The 17,853-nt window shown below is 49.1% G+C and carries 17 protein-coding genes; 6 read left to right on the top strand and 11 right to left on the bottom strand.

The genetic code is table 11. From position 1 onward, the window contains the following. Positions 1-29 precede the first annotated feature (29 nt). The 6 genes from EX31_RS14420 to rfaD are packed head-to-tail and all read right to left on the bottom strand — an operon-like array spanning position 30 to position 6,405. Positions 30-1,316 carry an O-antigen ligase family protein gene (locus tag EX31_RS14420; RefSeq protein WP_037035344.1) on the bottom strand — a complete coding sequence of 429 codons (1,287 nt, stop codon included), beginning with the start codon at positions 1,314-1,316 and terminating at the stop codon, positions 30-32. Then, on the bottom strand, positions 1,313-2,317 hold the full coding sequence (locus tag EX31_RS14415; RefSeq protein ID WP_037035342.1) for a glycosyltransferase family 8 protein: 1,005 nt from the start codon (positions 2,315-2,317) through the stop codon (positions 1,313-1,315). The genes EX31_RS14420 and EX31_RS14415 overlap by 4 nt, the downstream gene beginning before the upstream one ends. Beyond that, on the bottom strand, positions 2,310-3,407 hold the full coding sequence (locus EX31_RS14410; RefSeq protein WP_037035340.1) for a glycosyltransferase family 9 protein: 1,098 nt from the start codon (positions 3,405-3,407) through the stop codon (positions 2,310-2,312). The genes EX31_RS14415 and EX31_RS14410 overlap by 8 nt, the downstream gene beginning before the upstream one ends. Positions 3,408-3,409: 2 nt before the next feature. Next, on the bottom strand, positions 3,410-4,393 hold the full coding sequence (rfaC, locus tag EX31_RS14405; RefSeq protein WP_037035338.1) for a lipopolysaccharide heptosyltransferase RfaC: 984 nt from the start codon (positions 4,391-4,393) through the stop codon (positions 3,410-3,412). Next, positions 4,393-5,442, bottom strand: a complete 1,050-nt coding sequence (rfaF, locus tag EX31_RS14400; protein WP_037035337.1) for an ADP-heptose--LPS heptosyltransferase RfaF — start codon at positions 5,440-5,442, stop codon at positions 4,393-4,395. Before rfaF ends, rfaC begins: the two co-directional genes overlap by 1 nt. Positions 5,443-5,472: 30 nt before the next feature. Then, complete coding sequence (gene rfaD, locus EX31_RS14395; protein WP_013577612.1) at positions 5,473-6,405, bottom strand: ADP-glyceromanno-heptose 6-epimerase; 933 nt, start codon at positions 6,403-6,405, stop codon at positions 5,473-5,475. Between the two features lie 242 nt (positions 6,406-6,647). Between rfaD and kbl the strand changes: the two genes are divergently transcribed. Further along, on the top strand, positions 6,648-7,844 hold the full coding sequence (gene kbl / locus EX31_RS14390; RefSeq protein ID WP_013577611.1) for a glycine C-acetyltransferase: 1,197 nt from the start codon (positions 6,648-6,650) through the stop codon (positions 7,842-7,844). A 9-nt stretch (positions 7,845-7,853) separates the two neighbouring features. Next, the gene (gene tdh, locus EX31_RS14385; RefSeq protein ID WP_013577610.1) at positions 7,854-8,876 is read left to right on the top strand and encodes an L-threonine 3-dehydrogenase; all 1,023 of its coding nucleotides are present in this window, start codon (positions 7,854-7,856) and stop codon (positions 8,874-8,876) included. Between the two features lie 67 nt (positions 8,877-8,943). On the opposite strand, the gene EX31_RS14380 is transcribed toward tdh, so the two are convergent. The 5 genes from EX31_RS14380 to gpmM all read right to left on the bottom strand — a co-directional run bounded on the left by EX31_RS14380 (position 8,944) and on the right by gpmM (position 15,195). Continuing rightward, on the bottom strand, positions 8,944-9,873 hold the full coding sequence (locus tag EX31_RS14380) for a hypothetical protein (protein ID WP_037035336.1): 930 nt from the start codon (positions 9,871-9,873) through the stop codon (positions 8,944-8,946). A gap of 2 nt (positions 9,874-9,875) precedes the next feature. Continuing rightward, complete coding sequence (locus tag EX31_RS14375; RefSeq protein ID WP_037035334.1) at positions 9,876-11,099, bottom strand: glycosyltransferase; 1,224 nt, start codon at positions 11,097-11,099, stop codon at positions 9,876-9,878. 181 nt (positions 11,100-11,280) lie between these two features. Further along, positions 11,281-12,210 carry a divergent polysaccharide deacetylase family protein gene (locus tag EX31_RS14370; RefSeq protein WP_081925189.1) on the bottom strand — a complete coding sequence of 310 codons (930 nt, stop codon included), beginning with the start codon at positions 12,208-12,210 and terminating at the stop codon, positions 11,281-11,283. Positions 12,211-12,212: 2 nt separating this feature from the next. Continuing rightward, positions 12,213-13,505, bottom strand: coding sequence for a murein hydrolase activator EnvC (gene envC, locus EX31_RS14365; protein ID WP_015690600.1), 1,293 nt, complete (start codon positions 13,503-13,505; stop codon positions 12,213-12,215). 145 nt (positions 13,506-13,650) lie between these two features. Continuing rightward, positions 13,651-15,195: a 2,3-bisphosphoglycerate-independent phosphoglycerate mutase gene (gene gpmM / locus EX31_RS14360; protein ID WP_037035330.1), complete on the bottom strand. Its 1,545-nt coding sequence runs from the start codon at positions 15,193-15,195 to the stop codon at positions 13,651-13,653. A 304-nt stretch (positions 15,196-15,499) separates the two neighbouring features. On the opposite strand from gpmM, the gene EX31_RS14355 reads away from it, so the two are divergent. The 4 genes from EX31_RS14355 to gpsA all read left to right on the top strand — a co-directional run bounded on the left by EX31_RS14355 (position 15,500) and on the right by gpsA (position 17,790). After that, entirely contained in the window at positions 15,500-15,931 is a 432-nt protein-coding gene (locus EX31_RS14355) for a rhodanese-like domain-containing protein (RefSeq protein WP_013577604.1), read from the top strand. A gap of 53 nt (positions 15,932-15,984) precedes the next feature. Then, positions 15,985-16,236, top strand: a complete 252-nt coding sequence (gene grxC / locus EX31_RS14350) for a glutaredoxin 3 (protein WP_013577603.1) — start codon at positions 15,985-15,987, stop codon at positions 16,234-16,236. A gap of 64 nt (positions 16,237-16,300) precedes the next feature. Further along, complete coding sequence (gene secB, locus EX31_RS14345) at positions 16,301-16,771, top strand: protein-export chaperone SecB (RefSeq protein ID WP_013577602.1); 471 nt, start codon at positions 16,301-16,303, stop codon at positions 16,769-16,771. Beyond that, positions 16,771-17,790: an NAD(P)H-dependent glycerol-3-phosphate dehydrogenase gene (gpsA, locus tag EX31_RS14340; RefSeq protein WP_013577601.1), complete on the top strand. Its 1,020-nt coding sequence runs from the start codon at positions 16,771-16,773 to the stop codon at positions 17,788-17,790. Before secB ends, gpsA begins: the two co-directional genes overlap by 1 nt. Positions 17,791-17,853: the final 63 nt, after the last annotated feature.

The following is a 17,853-nucleotide window of genomic DNA, read 5'->3' as shown; positions in this document are numbered from 1 at the left end:
CCGGTGTAAGTTTCACAGCCCGGAAAAAATCATTGTTTTTCTATCGGGGGATGTGGCCTCATCCTGAGCATCATCAGGTAGGCAAATACCAGCACAATAAAATACGGTGATTCGCGATTGTAAAACTGGGTATCACCCATGCTGAAGTAAATTACCGGGACCGACAGTAATAAAAATTCGTAACCTTTGGGCACCAGCCTGAAGGGATAGAGCAATAATACGGCGAAGAAAAGTACCATAATCAATGCGCCTAAAATTCCCTGTAATGACATTGTATCGATAATATCATTGTGCAAATGGAACTGAAGATTGCGTAACGCTTCCGGGTTTCCACCTTCATGCTCATCGATGAACGTGGTGGCAAGTGCATTGCGGCTGTCGGCGGACTGACCAAACGGGTGATGTTTGAAAGCATCCACTCCGGCTCGCCACATTGAGAAACGCGCACCGACTGAAGTATTACGCTCCCCGTCATTGTAAGAGGTAACCTCGTTTTGGAGATTATCGAAGCGGGTGAGGACTTTATTGTAATAAGGATGACCAGAAGTCACTGCGGCAATAATTAAGACCGCAATGGCAAAACCGTAGATAATTTTAGACGTATGCGAGCTTTTGGTAAAATCGTAAATAATGCTGCCTGCACTAATAAGTATAAAGAGTATTATTGCAGAGCGGGTTTCTGTGGCAGCGAGAACCGCAAAAGTCAGCGTCATCACAATCAGACAAATGAGCCTGTAATGCTTTAACGCATGATATTTAAGACTGTACATCACCAGCAAAGAAAAAATAGTAAATGTATAGGCGCCGGAAGTCGGGGCGTCAGAATTTATTTTCATTCTTTCGCCTGTCTTTAAATAAACAATGATTCGTATGACGGATATAACGATAAAAAGAATCGTCATAATAGCTATCCCCGTGCGCACTGTCAGTGCAGGGATTTTCCATTTGTGAATGTTATGCTCAATGGCATACAGAATAAATGAAGCTAATATGAGTCTCTTACCGCTAATTTGGTAATGATAGGCAATGAGCGGATATTGATGGTTTACGGTGAGCATAACCCAAAGCAACTTGCTGATACCCAGAAGTAGAATTGTGCAGGCAACCGGGTAGAATTTAATTTTCTTATCAACACGCAGGGTGACGTAGATGAAATACAGGACAGCAATATACGTTGCGATATAAAAGAAATTCCGGGTTATTTCACCAGAGTACATAAAGAAAGAAATGGAAATGGTAATCAATAAGAATAGTAAAGATGCAAGTTTATCGTCAAAAGACGATTTTTTTATCTGTGCCATCAGATTACTTTTCATAAAGAGCTTTTCCTGAAAATCTTATTATTCATATATTTGGTCATCCAGCGCAAACTGGTCAAATAGCGACCCTTATGCCAGAGTGCCTGGGCATAGCGTTTCATCTCTTTATAGGAAACCGGCACGTCATGTGGGACTGCGTGCCATGGGGATTGCGCATAATATTGATCATAAATATCGGCCAGTTCTCCCATTCCCCAAAGGTGCCAGGGTTTACATTTACCCGTATAATGAATCAGGATGGTATCTTTCGGGATATCAACTCTCTTTCCCACTTTATTTAAAATGATGTCACAGACAAAATTATATCTTTTAGGAAGCAGCAGGACTTCCTGTTCCAGGACAATATTAAGTGCGTCCTGGTCAGGGAATTTAAATTCTCCTTCCTGAAGGCTAAGTGTCCGGATGATCCGCTCAGTTGTATTTTTCTCAAGCCATTGAGGGATATTGATGTATAAGAATCCTGAGTTGAAATAATTTCCCTTTGTCAGACTTAACTGTGAGCAAAGTTTATTTCTTGCCCGTTGCGTATCATTGACGGCTGCCAGCGTATAAGGGCTGATATCCATCTCGCTCAGTTCTTTATAACTGCCTAAACATAATGTGTCCGCGTCAAGGTAGAGTAATTTTGATGTGACGCCAGAAAGGATGTAGGGAGTGAATAAACGATAATAAATAGCCTGAGGATAGCGCCCCATCAGCGGTAAATCAGTGAACGCAGATTCTTTAAAAACGTAACAGGTGATGGCCAGAGGATGTTTTGCCGCCAGCTCAAGCAGTCGGGATTTTGATATTTCATCGAGCGCACTGCCAAATATATGAATATGAAAAGCTAAGTCAGGGTTGTTTTTCAGAACAGAAAAGACAGTGACCCCCATACCACGGGCATAGGCATTATTTATTCCGAATGCGATATGGACCACCGGGAGTGATGAATCCCCTAAATTGTTCACGAGCTCTTCTTTATGCTCGAGATAGCTCATATATTCATGGTCAGACATAGTGTTGTACCTGACTTGTTTTGCTTATAACAAATGAACGTATTTTCTCCAGTTGAGCATCACTGAGTGAAAAAAGTTCTTCAGCACTGTGCCGGAATTGATAAGGTGCTGAGAAAATAAAAGATTCAGGCGCGAGTTTTTTATCTTCCGGCGTCAGGATGAGTGGCGCATAGGTTGGATGCTGCTCGGTTAAGTCACAGGGACCCGCTAAACATACCACTGGGATATTCACCGCATCTGCGATATACACGTTGCCAGAATCTGAGGCGATATACATATCCATCTGAGAAATGGCATGTGGGACTTCATGCAATTTTAGCTTACCGATCAGGTTAATGATGTTTTCGCGAGCACTGAGTTTTTCCAGCAACTGATCAAGGTATTTCTGCTCATTCTCCGGGCCAAAAACATAAAACTGACAAGGAAGGCCAGCCAGGGTATTAAGGATTTTAATCCATACCGCTGTCGGAATTGTTTTAGCTTTATTGCCTGCCGAAATGCTGATACCAATTTTGACCTGCTTGCTTGCCGCCAGCTCCGGCAAGGTTTTTTCAGGTATCCACAAGGGAAGGGTGGCATGTTTAGTATAGCTTTCTGCACTGAGGCTGGGGTCTGCCAGCTTAAGATAACTTTCCAGCGTAAAATCGGTTTTCTGATGCAAACGAACAACGTCGGCCGTCTGATAAAAAATCCCGTGATACCACTTACGGGTATAAGCGATCAGAAAGGCTTTATGCTTCGCATTACAGAAGGCGGCATAGAAACCGTTAACGCTGTTAGGTTGCAGCAGATAAATATTGTCGTAGCGGTTGAGCAGGCGAAAGGCGAGACCAATTTTACTGACTAAAGATTTTTTGTAATCTTCAATGAGATAAATAGAATCGATCGTCGAATCGTGTGCAGCCAAAGGCAAAACCGTTTTACTGATCAAGACATCTGATTTTTTTAAATGCTTCAGTAAAGGCGTGATATTGACGAAATCACCAATTTTGGCGGTTTGTATGACCAGATTTCGTCCTTTGCCCTGATGAAAAGGCTTCATCAGCATTTTGAACGGCCACAGCAAGATGAAAATAATCACGTAGCTCATGGTCAGTTCACTTCCTCTTTCGCAGCGGTCAGATCACTCAGACGCTCAAAGACGGTTTTGGCTGGTAAGTTTTCCAGTGAATTGTTCTCGGCTTTGAGGATAAACTGATTCTTTCCATACCCGCCAATCAATCCCGGATCGGTCGGTCCGTAAAGCGTGATATTTGGACGATCCAGCGCGGCAGTCAGATGGCTCAGCCCCGTATCAACAGAAATGACCGCTTTCGCACCGGCTAAAACCTCAGCAACTTTTTCCAGACTCAACTTGGGCAACACCTCGACATAAGGGAAACCTTCCGCCAGACGCAATGCGCGCTGATGTTCATGGTCTGCCCCCCACGGAAGTTTGATGCGGATATCTTGCCCGCCGAACATGCTGATCAGCTCACGCCAGTGTTCTTCCGGCCAATGTTTATCGGCGCGGGTGGTGGCATGAAGAAACACCAGATACCGGCCCGCGTCGGCAGGAAGATGGGAGAGGAAACGTGCTGCAATAGCATAATCTCCCTGGCCTGATGGCTTTTCATAGCCCAGGCTTTTCGCAAACAATTCCCGGGTACGCTCTACCGCGTGCTGCTTTTTATCGATTTCATGACGCTGATTGTAGAACCAGCTGGCGAATGGTTCACGGGCACTTTTACAATCCTGACCGTGTTTTTCACCTTTGGCGACACGGGTGATCAGTGCCGCGCTTTTAATCAGACCCTGAGCATCAATGATCGCATCATAGGTTTGAGACTGAACTTCGCGTTTGAAGTCGCAGCGTTGCTGACGGGTTTCAGAGCCGAACCAGTTTTTACGCCAGCGGCGGATGGCGACAGGTATCACGCGATCAACGGCAGGATGCCAGCCGGGGATCTGGCTAAATCCTTCTTCCACGACCCAGTCAAAGCGGATCCCGGCAATGGCCTGCATAGCATCCGTCAACGCCGGAAGGGTATGCAGAACGTCGCCCATGGACGACGTTTTGACGATGAGAACCCGCATTAAAGCTCCTTCCTTGCGCTCAGCAACTGGGTGAGTTCCTGATAAACTTGTCCGGGTTGAATATCAATTAAACTTTGGTGATAGCCTTCTTCAGCATCGCCTTTACGGACTTTATGGTAGCCAGTGATCAGACGTATAACTTTTGCCTGATGGCTGAGGGGCGGTGTGAAGTCCGGGCTGCTGGGCCCGTAAAGTGCTATCAGCGGTTTATCCAGCGCGGCGGCAACGTGCATCAGGCCTGAATCATTACTGACGACCGCATGACAGGCGGCAATCATCACCACCGCCTGATCCAATGAGGTTTTCCCCGCCAGATTGAGACAGAAAGGTTGCGCGCTTTCTGTCAGTGCCAGGCGGATTTGTTCACCTGCTGCGTTATCTTTTGCAGAGCCAAAGAGCACCACCTGATAGCCTTCGCTGATCAGTTTTTCAGCCAACACCGCGTAGTGATAATGAGGCCAGCGCTTTGCCGGACCAAACTCTGCGCCAGGGCAGAAACCAATCAGCGGCCGGGTGTTATCCACAGAGAATGAGGTTTTAACTGCGGTGACTTCAGCGTCGCCGACCTCTAATTTCGGCCAGAGAATGGGTTGTGGAAGATCAGCGGCAGTTTTGATTTGCCGGGCATCGTAGCCCAGAGCAGCATAACGCTGAACCATCAGTGGAAAAGCGGGTTTATCCAGCACCCGCAAATCATTGAGCAGACCATAGCGCATTTCGCCACGCCAGCCGGTGCGTTGCGGAATACGGGCAAAGAAAGGAACCAGCGCCGATTTAAACGAGTTAGGCAGAACGAATGCACGCTGATATTTCTCATTGCGCAATGAAATACCCAGACGACGACGTTCGCCCAATTCCAGCGCACCGTGGCCCAGCGGCATGGCCAGCGCCTGATGTACTTCCGGCATGCGATCAAGTAAAGGACGGCACCATGCAGGTGCCATCACGTCAATTTGAGCGTCGGGGTGCGCAGCTTTCAGGGTGCGATAAAGACTTTGTGACATCATCATGTCACCGACCCATGACGGCCCAATTACCAGTATTTTCATACCGTTAATCCATTCCTCAATGTGCAGGGCTTAAACTGTGCGGTTAAGCCAGCTCATGTATTCCGTAACACCTTCGGCAACCGTTTTGAACGGTTTGTCGTAACCGGCGTTACGCAGGGCCGTCATGTCGGCCTGTGTGAAGGACTGGTAACGGCCTTTGAGTTTTTCCGGGAATGGAATGTATTCGATATCGCCAGACTTGTGGTATGCCACGACAGCATCTGCCACGGCCTGGAAGGATTCCGAACGTCCGGTACCGCAGTTAAAAATGCCCGAAACACCGTTTTGCCAGAACCACAGGTTCACGGCTGCCACATCACCCACGTAGATAAAATCGCGTTTGAAGCCTTCGCTGCCCGAGAACAGTTTTGGGTTCTCCCCGGCCTTGATCTGATTATTCAGATGGAACGCTACGCTCGCCATGCTGCCTTTATGGCCTTCACGCGGTCCGTAAACGTTGAAATAACGGAAACCACAAATTTGAGATTCAGCGTGCGGCAGAATTTCGCGAACATACTGGTCAAACAGGAACTTAGAGTAACCATAGACGTTCAGCGGTTGCTCGTATTTACGCTCTTCAACAAAGCTGGTGCTCTGGCTACCATAAGTGGCTGCGGAAGACGCATAAAGGAAGGGAATGCTGCGATCTAAACAATAATGCAGGACATCTTTAGAGTACTGATAGTTGTTATCCATCATGTACTTGCCGTCCCACTCGGTAGTGGAAGAGCATGCGCCTTCGTGGAAAATGGCGTCGATATCACCCAGATCGTCGCCGGCCACGATACTGGCGATAAAATCTTCTTTGTCGCAATAATCCGCAATATCCAGATCCACCAGATTGACGAACTTGGTGCCATCTTTCAGATTATCCACCACCAGAATATCGCGGTATCCCATATCATTGAGCGATTTAATAATATTGCTGCCGATAAAACCAGCGCCGCCAGTGACGATTATCATGGGATTCACCTTTAATCATTTGAAGAACTGCGCACCATGCACAGCCTGTATATTGGGTAATATCATAACACTTCATTATGAAGCTCACATTGGGAAGGTGTCCGATAACAGGGATTCTTATGTTTCAGAGCGTAAGGCGTGAACTATGCTGCAAAACAAAGATATTGTGAGCACTTCCATCGTTATTTTATATGCAGATTAGTAAGGTATTCCGTGAATGAGTCATTTCAGGAGAATACTGTATGTCTGTTTCGTTTTATCGCCAGCTGGAAGATCAGCTGGAGCAGGCCCGGGTTGAAGGGCTGTTTAAAGAAGAACGCATTCTCACCACGCCCCAGCAGGCTGAAGTCTCCGTCGCTGGCGGCCGTCCGGTCATCAATTTTTGCGCCAACAACTACCTTGGCCTGGCGAATCATCCCGAACTGATCCGTGCTGCAAAAGCCGGTCTCGACAGCCACGGTTTCGGCATGGCTTCGGTCCGCTTTATCTGCGGCACACAAGATACGCACAAAGAACTTGAACATCGTCTGGCTGACTTTCTCGGTATGGACGATGCGATCCTCTATTCCTCCTGCTTTGATGCCAACGGTGGGTTATTTGAAACACTGCTGGGTGAAGAAGACGCCATCATTTCGGATGCGCTGAATCATGCCTCAATAATCGATGGTGTTCGCTTATGCAAAGCGAAACGCTATCGGTATGCCAACAACGATATGTCTGAACTGGAAACCCGTTTGCAGCAGGCAAAAGATGAGGGTGCCCGTCATATTCTGGTGGCAACTGACGGCGTATTTTCAATGGATGGCGTGATAGCCAACCTGAAGGGCGTGTGCGACCTGGCCGAACGGTTCGACGCGCTGGTGATGGTCGATGATTCCCATGCGGTAGGTTTTGTCGGTGCCGAAGGGCGGGGAACGCACGAATATTGCGATGTGATGGGGCGCGTGGACATCATCACTGGCACGCTTGGCAAAGCGCTGGGCGGGGCTTCCGGCGGTTATACCGCTGCGCGTCAGGAAGTGATCGACTGGTTGCGTCAGCGTTCGCGGCCCTATCTCTTCTCTAATTCCCTGGCACCGTCGATTGTTTCTGCCTCCCTGAAAGTGCTTTCCATGCTCGAAGAAGGCAGCGAACTGCGTGAGCGTTTGCTCAGCAATTCAAAATTGTTCCGCGAGAAAATGACCGCCGCGGGTTTCACGCTGGCGGGGGCTGATCACGCCATTATCCCGGTGATGCTTGGCGAGGCTCGTCTGGCTCAGGAGTTTGCGTCGCTTTTGCAGCAGGAAGGGATTTACGTCACCGGCTTCTTTTACCCGGTGGTGCCTCAGGGGCAGGCGCGCATCCGTACTCAAATGTCAGCAGCGCACAGCACGGAACAAATCGAAAAGGCCGTTGAAGCCTTCACCCGTATTGGCAAAAAACTTGGCGTGATCGCCTGAGGAATGTCGATGAAAGCTTTAGCAAAACTCAAACGTGAAGAAGGCATCTGGATGACGGATGTGGCCGTGCCGGAATTAGGGCACAACGATTTGCTGATCAAAATCCGTAAAACCGCCATTTGCGGAACCGATGTGCACATCTACAACTGGGACGAATGGTCACAAAAAACCATTCCCGTACCAATGGTGGTCGGACACGAATATGTCGGCGAAGTGGTGGGCATCGGGCAGGAAGTTAAAGGTTTCAGTATCGGTGACCGGGTGTCGGGCGAGGGGCATATTACCTGCGGACACTGCCGTAATTGCCGGGGAGGACGTACGCATTTGTGCCGCAACGCACAGGGCGTGGGGGTAAACCGTCCGGGCGCTTTTGCGGAGTATCTGGTATTACCTGCTTTTAATGCGTTTAAAATCCCAGACAATATTTCTGATGATCTGGCTGCCATTTTTGATCCCTTTGGTAATGCTGTGCATACCGCATTGTCGTTTGATCTGGTCGGCGAGGATGTTCTGATCAGCGGTGCCGGGCCGATTGGCATCATGGCGGCAGCCATCTGCAAACATGTTGGTGCCCGCCATGTGGTGATCACGGATATGAACGAATACCGTCTGGAACTCGCGCGCAAAATGGGTGTGACGCGGGCGGTGAATGTCAGCCAGCAAAGCTTGCAGAATGTGATGGATGAGCTGGGCATGACGGAAGGGTTTGACGTCGGGCTGGAAATGTCAGGTGCACCTGCGGCATTTCGCAGCATGCTTAACGCCATGAACCATGGCGGCCGGATTGCGATGCTGGGCATTCCATCGACCGAGATGGCAATCGACTGGAATCAGGTGATTTTCAAAGGACTGTTTATTAAAGGGATTTACGGAAGGGAAATGTTCGAAACCTGGTACAAAATGGCCGCCCTGATCCAGTCAGGATTAGATCTTACACCTCTGATTACGCACCATTTTCCGATTGATGAATTCCAGAAAGGGTTTGATGCGATGCGCTCCGGGCATTCCGGCAAAGTGATACTTAACTGGTAATCTGGCGCTCTGAAAATGCAAAAGCCCGCTGAAAATAGCGGGCTTTTGCTGATAGCGGGCGCAGTCTTTACGCCGCAGGACCGGCCATTTGTTTCTCGTCATCCGTCAGATAACGCACTTTACGGGTGTAATCCTGACCTTTGAATAACAGTTCATTATCCGGTGAAGCCAGATACTTTTGCCATTCTGTCAGCGGGAAGCCGCCATGAGCGCCGATCACTTCTTTAGGGATAACCGACGGTGTGCCGCCAATTTTTTTCGATACCGGCCAGTTCATCCAGTCGCCCAGATTGACGCTTTTGATGTCCAGCGTATCCAGCATGGCCGCCAGAGGCAGTTGATCTGTCGGGGGCTGGTTGTCTGGCAGAATGTTCCATGTATCGATGAAAAACATAATCCACAGCGGGCACAAACGCTCCCAGGTTTTACGCCTGGCGGCTAAGAAAGCGCCGTTCACGTGATCGACAATATAAGGACGCACGCTGTTTTTGTAATACGCCGGGATGATCTCAGGATCACAACCGTCCAGTTTGGCAATCATCTTGCCCTGACGGAAACTTGAATAAATATGATTTTCATGTAACTGAATTTCCGGCATTTTAAGCAAATTAAGATCGGAATCGATCATCAAAATACCGTCAGTTCTGGCCTGCAAAGGCGCCATCAGTTTGATCAGGCGGCTGAGATAAATTTGTTTATAACGATAATCACCGGATTTGGTTTCAGGGTGAAGCGTGACGATCCGGACTTTCTCCGGTAACGGGCGAAACTGGCTGGCAGCCTGATCGGTAACAATCACGATTTCCTGTAATGCGGTCGCAAATTTATCGGCAAACTCTGCACACAGACAAGCTTCTTCAATATAGTCAGCCCCCGCGGAAGGGATCACCACAGACGTCACGCTGTTCTTTGGTTTTCCTGCCATGACGGTCCCGTCATACGGCAAATTATGGCGTGAAAGAATGTGACGATATTTTGGATTTAGAAATTTGAACATATTCAGCCTTGTTTCTTTTTCACACTGCTTAAAACGGTTTCAACGCCTGAGACATATTTTTCAATTGCAAATTTTTCGCGAACAGTCAGATTTGCCTGCTCTGCAATTTCATTTCTCAGATGGGCATTGAGATACAGTGTTTTCATATGATTAAAGAGCATATCAATATCGCCATACTCAAATAACATGCCGGTTTCTGCATTTTTAATCAGTTCGGCTGTACCGGTGACATTCGAACCAATCACCGGCGTTTTCAGCAGCATGGATTCCAACACGACCCGCGGAAGCCCTTCACTTTTTGAGCCTAATATAAAGGCATCAAACGCGGACAGATATTCCAGCGCATTGCTCTGGAAGCCTGTAAATACCACTTTATCCATCATATTCAGAGCCGAAGTTTGCTGAATGAGACGGCGTAAATTCGGGCCTTCACCCACAAATACCATTTTCCATTTGGCTTCCGGAAATGCGCGATTAAATTTGTCTAGTGCCAGTAATGTGAAGTGATGAGCTTTGCGGTTAATCAGAGAACCTATACTGCCAAAGATGAACGTGTCGTTGTCGGCGGCTAATTCTTCCCGGATTTTTGTGCCTTCGGGCAATGGCTGATGAATATCAATGCCATTAAAAACGGTAAAACATAACTCTTTGCGTACACCACGTTTGAGCAGTTGTTCCTGAACGCCTTGAGAAACAGAGATAATGCTGTGGCAGAACCGGTTAACGATGCGCACAACCTCCCGGTTGAGCACCGGTTCAATTCGACAATGCTGTACGATTTCTGTGGGTAAACCGGCAGTAGAATAATAGCCTTCGACGTTAGAGCTGGGCTGATTATTCATATAGAGAATGTCAAACTGACCGAGTTCAAGCAGGGAGTGAATTTTGCGGATATTGGGATTAATACGCCAGATTTTGTCGATAGAGTAAATGGCTTTCTGACGCAAATTACTGCTAAAGAAAAACAGCGTTCTTAATACTTCTTTAGCTATTTTCGCCCAGGCAGGTTGCTTAACCTGCGGAATAAAAAATACCGGTACATTCAGTGAGTTTAAAATCTGACTGATAGTTTCGCCGTTGTCCCGGGCGTAATCGTTGTAAAAGCAGCAGCTGATTTCAAATTTTTCACGATCGATTCTTTTCAGCAGTTCTAACATGCTGTTAGTCCCGCCTCCCCATTCCTTGCCACTATCCAGTAGCAGAATTTTAGATCGATCTTGTCCCATCGGTTAGCGCCCTTGCTCAGTCCGGTCAAAAAAATATACAGCGCCCATTATATGAGGCAAAACCCAGAAGCTCTACTTTTTAGTTTGGCTATGAAATCAATTGATATCAATAAGTTAGTTGGTGATGCCAAATATATGCGTACCACCAATATAATCAGGAAACCGCCAATGAGTGCGATTTCTACTTTTTAGTAAAAGTTGTTATCACAGAATACTGCCGTTCAACAAATGCCGCAGCGGGTGAAGATTTCAGGCTTTCCCCGAGAATTTTAAACATGCTGTCGGCATAAATCTGCGGGAGAGGTTGCCTGAGGTGGCAGACGCTGATGCCTTTACGTGATGATTTTACGGGCGCAATCGTGACCTTACCGGCGGGTATGCTGCGCTGGGGTTCGTTCAGCAGATCACTTGGCCTGACCAGAACGATATCGGAAGGTAGATTCGGCAACATTTGCTGCAGCACTTTCACTGTCGTCGGATGCGGGTGTCCTATCGCGATGGCATATCCATTCTTGCGTGCGAGCTGAATTGCGCGTTCAAACTGACGGCGGATTTCCGCTTCATTCTGCACATCATCTAAAAAGACATTGCGCTTAATGACTTTCACCCGGGTGCCCTGAGCCGCTTTGACTGACTGAGTGTTACCAATGGTCATGCTGTCGAGGAAAAACAGGTTGTGGGCATTCATTGCCTGCATGACATTTTCCATCCCGGTCAGGCTGGAGGTCATAGCACTACCCATATGGTTATTGATGCCAATCGCGTAAGGGATATTGCTGATCGCCTGATCGACAATACGTTTCACTTCTGCGGCGCTCATGGAGGGTGTCAGCGTGTCTTTTTCCAGCGGTTGCTTACTAAGTGGCGCCATCGGCAGATGGATCAGAATTTCACGCCCCTGCTGGTGAGCCTTGTTCATCATCATCTGCGAATCGGGTGCGTTGGGAAAAATCGCGACCGATACCGCTTTTGGCATCTGAAGTACCTGGTTTTCCTCATGCTGGCGATAACCAAAGTCATCGATCAGGATGGATAATTTCGCTGCCTGAACCTGACAAGCAAAAAACGCAGTACCACAAAGGGCAGCTAAAACGGACTTGTTATATCGCAATGCTATCTTCCCAACCACGGCTGTGGATTAACGGCCTGGCCCTGACGACGAATTTCAAAATACAGCGATGGCTGGCCTTGTCCGCCGCTGTTCCCAACTTTAGCAATGGCCTGGCCCGTTCTGACCTGGTCGCCTACGCTGACCAGTGCATCCTGGTTGTAACCGTACAGACTCATATCGCCTTTGCCGTGATCGATAACCACAACCAAACCGTATCCCTGTAACCAGTCCGCCAGAATGACGCGTCCGTCAGCAATCGCCCGGACATCACTGCCTTCTCTTGCTGAGATAACAATCCCTTTCCAGCGTAGTTCACCCTGCAGCTGTTCGCCGAAGCGATGTATCAACGAACCATTAACAGGCCACATATTTTGACCTGATGGTCTGCCCAGACCGCCGGTACGGGCCATCAGAGATTGCTCGCTTTGGGTCGGTTTGTAGGTGGAACCGGATTTCTTCGCCTGCTGTTCTTTCGCTCTGACTGCCGCAGCTTCGCGGGCTTCTTTTTCTGCGCGTGCTTTGGCAGCACGTTCGGCAGCGGCAATTTTGTTTTGCAGGCTGGATTCGTTAGCGCGCAGTTCGGTCAGGCTCTGCTCATCTTTTTGCAATGAAGACTCCAGTGCCGTGAGCGTTTGCTTACGGGCGGCACGAGCCTGTTCGAGTTTCTGCTGCTGGGTTTGTTGTTCACTCAGCAGGCTTTTTTGCTGGGTTTGTTTCGATTGCAAAGAAACACGCTGTTCAGCCAGCGTGGCTCGGGTCTGTTTCAGGTCCTCAATGGTTTTCTGTCGCGCTTCATTCAGATAACCAAAATAAGCCAGGATCCTCTCGCTGCGTGCGCTCTCTTCGCTGCTCAGCAGTAATTGCAGGCCTTTATGCTGCCCGATCCGGAATGCGGCATCGAGCTGCTTTGCCAGAATAGCTTCCTGCGTCTTTTGCTGTTTTTGCAATTTATCAATGGACGCATTCAGCCCGGAAATGTCTTTTCCCAACGTGGCGAGGGTTGACTGAGTGCTGCGTAACTGACTGCTGGCTGAGGCGATGGTTTTTTCCTGCGCCTGCAATTGCTGCAATAACGTGCCGCGTTGCTGTTTCTGCTGTTTTACGCTTTTCTCTTTTTCCGCGATGTTTTGCTGAATGGTTTTGAGCTGATCTTTATTGTCGTCAGCATGCACACTCACAGAAAGAGACAGCAGGGAAACGCAAAGTAGTAAGGCTGGAGATGGGAAGGCAGATACGGCCTTGTCCTGAGCGGAAAGGCGGGTTCTCATCAGGCTGAAATGATTGAATTTGCTCAAACTTTTTTCCGCTTGTCGACCGTGGATGATAGACAATATGGCTGTCCCTTTTCGTATCGTAACACTAATCAACCCGCTGATGCACAAACAAAAAAGGCGTACCAACGGGTGTCAGTACGCCTTTTTTGACGGTTTTTAACAGAAATTAACGCGCGATAAACAGCGGCTTGCCGCTCATTTCCGGCGGAATTTCCATGCCCATCAGTGAAAGCATAGTTGGCGCGATATCAGATAATTTACCGCCTTCAACCGCTTGTGCATTTCCGCCGATATAAATCAGCGGAACCGGCAGGCTGGTGTGTGCAGTGTGTGCCTGACCGGTCGCCGGGTCACGCATTTGTTCTGCATTACCGTGGTCGGCGGTAATCAGCAACTGACCACCCACGGCTTTCACTGCGTCCACAACCTGAGCAACACATTTATCGAGTGCTTCAACGGCACTCACTGCTGCGTCGTAAACGCCGGTATGACCGACCATGTCGCCATTCGGATAGTTACAAATGATGGTGTCGTACTTACCACTGCTGATTGCGCCGAGCAGCTTTTCCGTCAGTTCAGCAGAGCTCATTTCCGGTTGCAGGTCATAAGTCGCCACGTTTGGTGATTTCACCAGAATACGGTCTTCGCCTTCAAACGAATCTTCCATGCCCCCGTTAAAGAAGAAGGTGACATGGGCATATTTCTCAGTTTCGGAAATACGCAACTGCGTTTTGCCGTGCGCCATCAGCCATTCACCCAGCGTATTTTTCAGTGATGCCGGTGGATAGGCGCAAGCTGCGTTGATGTCTGCAGCATATTCGGTCAGCATGATGAAATCGCCGAAGTTGATGACTTTTTCGCGGGCAAAACCATCGAAATCCGGACTGATAAAGGCGCGGGTGATTTCGCGGGCCCGGTCTGCGCGGAAGTTCATGAAGATCAGTGCATCGCCGTCATTGATGGCCGCGGATTCTTCACCTGCTGCCTGCAATACGGTTGGCTTCACGAATTCATCATTTTCATCACGGGCATAAGCGGCCTGCAGACCCGCCAGTGCATTATCGGCAGTAAATGCGCCTTTTGCCTGTGACATCAAATCATAGGCCAGTTGCACGCGATCCCAGCGGTTATCGCGATCCATGGCGTAATAACGGCCCACGATTGACGCAATACGACCCGTACCGATTTGTGCGAATTTCTCTGAGAAGCGTTTCAGCGCCGCTTCAGCGCTGCGTGGTGGTGTATCGCGACCATCCAGGAAGGCATGCAGATAAATGGCTTTCGCGCCACGGCGTTGTGCCAGTTCGACCATCGCCATGATGTGGTCTTCGTGGCTGTGAACGCCGCCCGCAGATAACAGACCCATAATGTGAACCGCTTTACCTGCGGCGATTGCGCGATCAACAGCGCCAGTCAGTACGCTATTATTAAAGAAGTCGCCTTCTTTAATTTCTTTGTCCAGACGGGTGAGATCCTGATACACGATGCGGCCGGCACCTAAATTGACATGGCCTACTTCGGAGTTTCCCATCTGACCATCAGGCAGACCGACGTCCAGCCCGGATGCGGCGATAAGGGTATGCGGGTGAGTGGCCCACAGATTATCCATGACGGGGGTTTTGGCATTCAGAATTGCGTTATCTTGTTGTTCTTCACGATGCCCGTAGCCATCCAGAATCACCAGAACCATCGGTTTTTTGTTGCTCGACATGTCAATTGACCTCAGTTTAAAAGATGAAATGCTCAATAGGCTCGCCAGTTGCAACGGCATGAACAGGCGCGGCTAAATGCACTCAGGCGGGCTGATTTTACCCCAGCGCCGTGTGTGAATAGCCCGAGGAGATCAAAGATGAGGCGGGGTGAGGGTTAACTTTCGGCATAAAGCCGTGTTAATTTTCCAGGATGTGCCGCAGATTGTGGCATTCACCCGCGCTTACTGGCTGTATTTGCTCCGACGCGCAGGTATACTCTGAAGCCTTGAATTTTCCCCCAACTGACGGGAGTTGCTACACCCCATGCAAGATATTATGCCATTCATCAGTGCGCATCCGGTTCTCAGCCTGGCGTGGGTTGCGTTACTGATTGCAGTAATTGTGACCACCTTTAAAACACGTTTTTCTAAAGTTAAAGAGATCACCCGTGGCGAAGCAACCCGCCTGATTAACAAAGAAGATGCCATCGTTGTCGATGTTCGCGCGCGTGAAGAATTCCGCAAAGGCCACATCGCTGAATCACAGAATGTTTTGTCTGCTGACATCAAGAACAACAACCTGGGTGAGCTGACCAAACATAAAGCACAGCCTGTTATCGTGGTTTGTGCCACAGGACAAACTTCCCGCACTGCGGCTGAAGGCCTTATTGCTGCTGGTTTTGAGCGCGTGTTTACACTCAAAGAAGGTATCAGCGGCTGGAGCAGTGAAAACCTGCCTTTAGTGCGCGGTAAATAAGACATTAAGCCAACTGCTACGGCACTCAATTTTACGACTCTGAGGTGGAACCCATGGCAAAAATTGAAATCTACACCAAGGCAACCTGCCCTTATTGCCATCGTGCGAAAGCTCTGCTTAATAGCAAAGGAGCTTCATTCGATGAAATCGCTATCGACGGCGATGCAGATAAACGTGAAAAAATGATCGCCCGCAGCGGTCGTTCAACCGTTCCTCAGATTTTTATCGATGGGCAGCATGTCGGCGGTTGTGATGATTTACATGCACTTGATGCACGCGGTGGCCTTGACCCAATGCTGGGTTAATAAAGGCGGCGGCTGTTTTTCATTAAGTGTTTAAAAGGACTATTAACCCGAGGGTACTACTCACATGTCAGAACAAAATAACACCGAGATGGCTTTCCAGATCCAACGTATCTACACCAAAGACATCTCTTTTGAAGCGCCAAATGCGCCTCAGGTTTTCCAGCAAGACTGGCAGCCAGAAGTTAAACTGGATCTTGATACCGCTTCCAGCCAGCTGGCTGAAGGCGTATATGAAGTCGTCTTGCGTGTGACGGTAACTTCTTCACTGGGCGACGAAACTGCGTTCCTGTGCGAAGTTCAGCAGGGTGGTATCTTCACTATCTCCGGTATTGATGGCAACCAGATGGCGCATTGCCTGGGTGCATATTGCCCGAACATTCTGTTCCCGTATGCCCGTGAGTGCATCACCAGCCTGGTTTCCCGCGGTACCTTCCCGCAACTGAACCTTGCACCTGTTAACTTTGACGCTCTGTTCATGAACTATCTGCAACAGCAAGCTGAAGGCGAAGGTGCTGAACCGCATCAGGATGCCTGATGAAAACCGTCAATGCGTCAATGACAGTGATCGGTGCCGGCTCGTACGGCACCGCTTTAGCGATTACTCTTGCCAGAAATGGCCATCCCGTTGTGCTGTGGGGACATAATCCCGACCACATCAACGCATTACAACGTGCCCGTTGTAATCAGGAATTCCTTCCTGATGTTCCGTTCCCCGATAATCTGTTGCTCGAAACCAATCTGTCTGTCGCGTTAGCGGCCAGCCGTAATGTGCTGGTTGTGGTACCCAGCCATGTATTTGGTGACGTTTTGCGTCAGCTGAAACCCCATTTGCGCCCTGATGCGCGCGTGGTATGGGCGACGAAAGGGCTGGAAGCAGAAACCGGCCGTCTGTTGCAGGATGTCGCGCGCGAAGAACTCGGTGATGCCATTCCGTTAGCGGTGGTTTCCGGGCCGACATTCGCCAAAGAACTGGCGGCAGGCATGCCAACAGCAATCTCACTGGCTGCCACTGATGCCAGTTTTGCCGAAGATCTGCAGCAATTGCTGCACTGTGGCAAAAGCTTCCGTGTTTACAGCAATCCCGATTTTATCGGGGTTCAGTTGGGCGGTGCGATTAAAAACGTTATCGCGATTGGTGCCGGCATGTCGGATGGTATCGGCTTTGGGGCCAATGCAAGAACCGCGCTGATTACCCGTGGTCTGGCTGAAATGACCCGCCTGGGTTCCGCTTTAGGCGCTGATCCGGCCACATTTATGGGCATGGCAGGCTTGGGTGATTTGGTGTTAACCTGCACAGATAACCAGTCCCGTAACCGTCGCTTTGGCATTATGCTGGGGCAAGGCAAGGATGTTCAGACTGCTCAGGACACCATCGGTCAGGTTGTTGAAGGCTATCGCAATACGAAAGAAGTACGGGCTCTGGCGCAGCGTAATAACGTTGAAATGCCAATCACTGAACAGATTTACCAGGTCTTGTACTGCGGTAAAGATGCGCGTGAAGCGGCGATCAGTTTGCTTGCCCGTGCGAGCAAGGATGAAAAACACAGCCACTGAAAGGCATCTGCAGAATAGCCACCTTGTTGGTATTCCCGACAGGGCGGCTTTTTATTACCCGAA

The organism is Rahnella sp. WP5, from assembly GCF_000745615.1.
Lineage (GTDB): Bacteria > Pseudomonadota > Gammaproteobacteria > Enterobacterales > Enterobacteriaceae > Rahnella > Rahnella aceris.
This window is presented reverse-complemented; position numbering and strand designations above follow the sequence as displayed.

What these genes read in the sequence shown, in the direction of transcription:
- rfaC (WP_037035338.1), bottom strand. Translation starts at nt 4,393, where the DNA reads ATGCGGGTTCTCATCGTCAAAACGTCGTCCATGGGCGACGTTCTGCAT.
- EX31_RS14410 (WP_037035340.1), bottom strand. Translation starts at nt 3,407, where the DNA reads ATGAGCTACGTGATTATTTTCATCTTGCTGTGGCCGTTCAAAATGCTG.
- EX31_RS14380 (WP_037035336.1), bottom strand. Translation starts at nt 9,873, where the DNA reads ATGTTCAAATTTCTAAATCCAAAATATCGTCACATTCTTTCACGCCAT.
- EX31_RS14415 (WP_037035342.1), bottom strand. Translation starts at nt 2,317, where the DNA reads ATGTCTGACCATGAATATATGAGCTATCTCGAGCATAAAGAAGAGCTC.
- EX31_RS14420 (WP_037035344.1), bottom strand. Translation starts at nt 1,316, where the DNA reads ATGAAAAGTAATCTGATGGCACAGATAAAAAAATCGTCTTTTGACGAT.
- EX31_RS14355 (WP_013577604.1), top strand. Translation starts at nt 15,500, where the DNA reads ATGCAAGATATTATGCCATTCATCAGTGCGCATCCGGTTCTCAGCCTG.
- grxC (WP_013577603.1), top strand. Translation starts at nt 15,985, where the DNA reads ATGGCAAAAATTGAAATCTACACCAAGGCAACCTGCCCTTATTGCCAT.
- kbl (WP_013577611.1), top strand. Translation starts at nt 6,648, where the DNA reads ATGTCTGTTTCGTTTTATCGCCAGCTGGAAGATCAGCTGGAGCAGGCC.
- rfaD (WP_013577612.1), bottom strand. Translation starts at nt 6,405, where the DNA reads ATGATAATCGTCACTGGCGGCGCTGGTTTTATCGGCAGCAATATTATT.
- gpsA (WP_013577601.1), top strand. Translation starts at nt 16,771, where the DNA reads ATGAAAACCGTCAATGCGTCAATGACAGTGATCGGTGCCGGCTCGTAC.
- tdh (WP_013577610.1), top strand. Translation starts at nt 7,854, where the DNA reads ATGAAAGCTTTAGCAAAACTCAAACGTGAAGAAGGCATCTGGATGACG.
- gpmM (WP_037035330.1), bottom strand. Translation starts at nt 15,195, where the DNA reads ATGTCGAGCAACAAAAAACCGATGGTTCTGGTGATTCTGGATGGCTAC.
- secB (WP_013577602.1), top strand. Translation starts at nt 16,301, where the DNA reads ATGTCAGAACAAAATAACACCGAGATGGCTTTCCAGATCCAACGTATC.
- EX31_RS14375 (WP_037035334.1), bottom strand. Translation starts at nt 11,099, where the DNA reads ATGGGACAAGATCGATCTAAAATTCTGCTACTGGATAGTGGCAAGGAA.
- rfaF (WP_037035337.1), bottom strand. Translation starts at nt 5,442, where the DNA reads ATGAAAATACTGGTAATTGGGCCGTCATGGGTCGGTGACATGATGATG.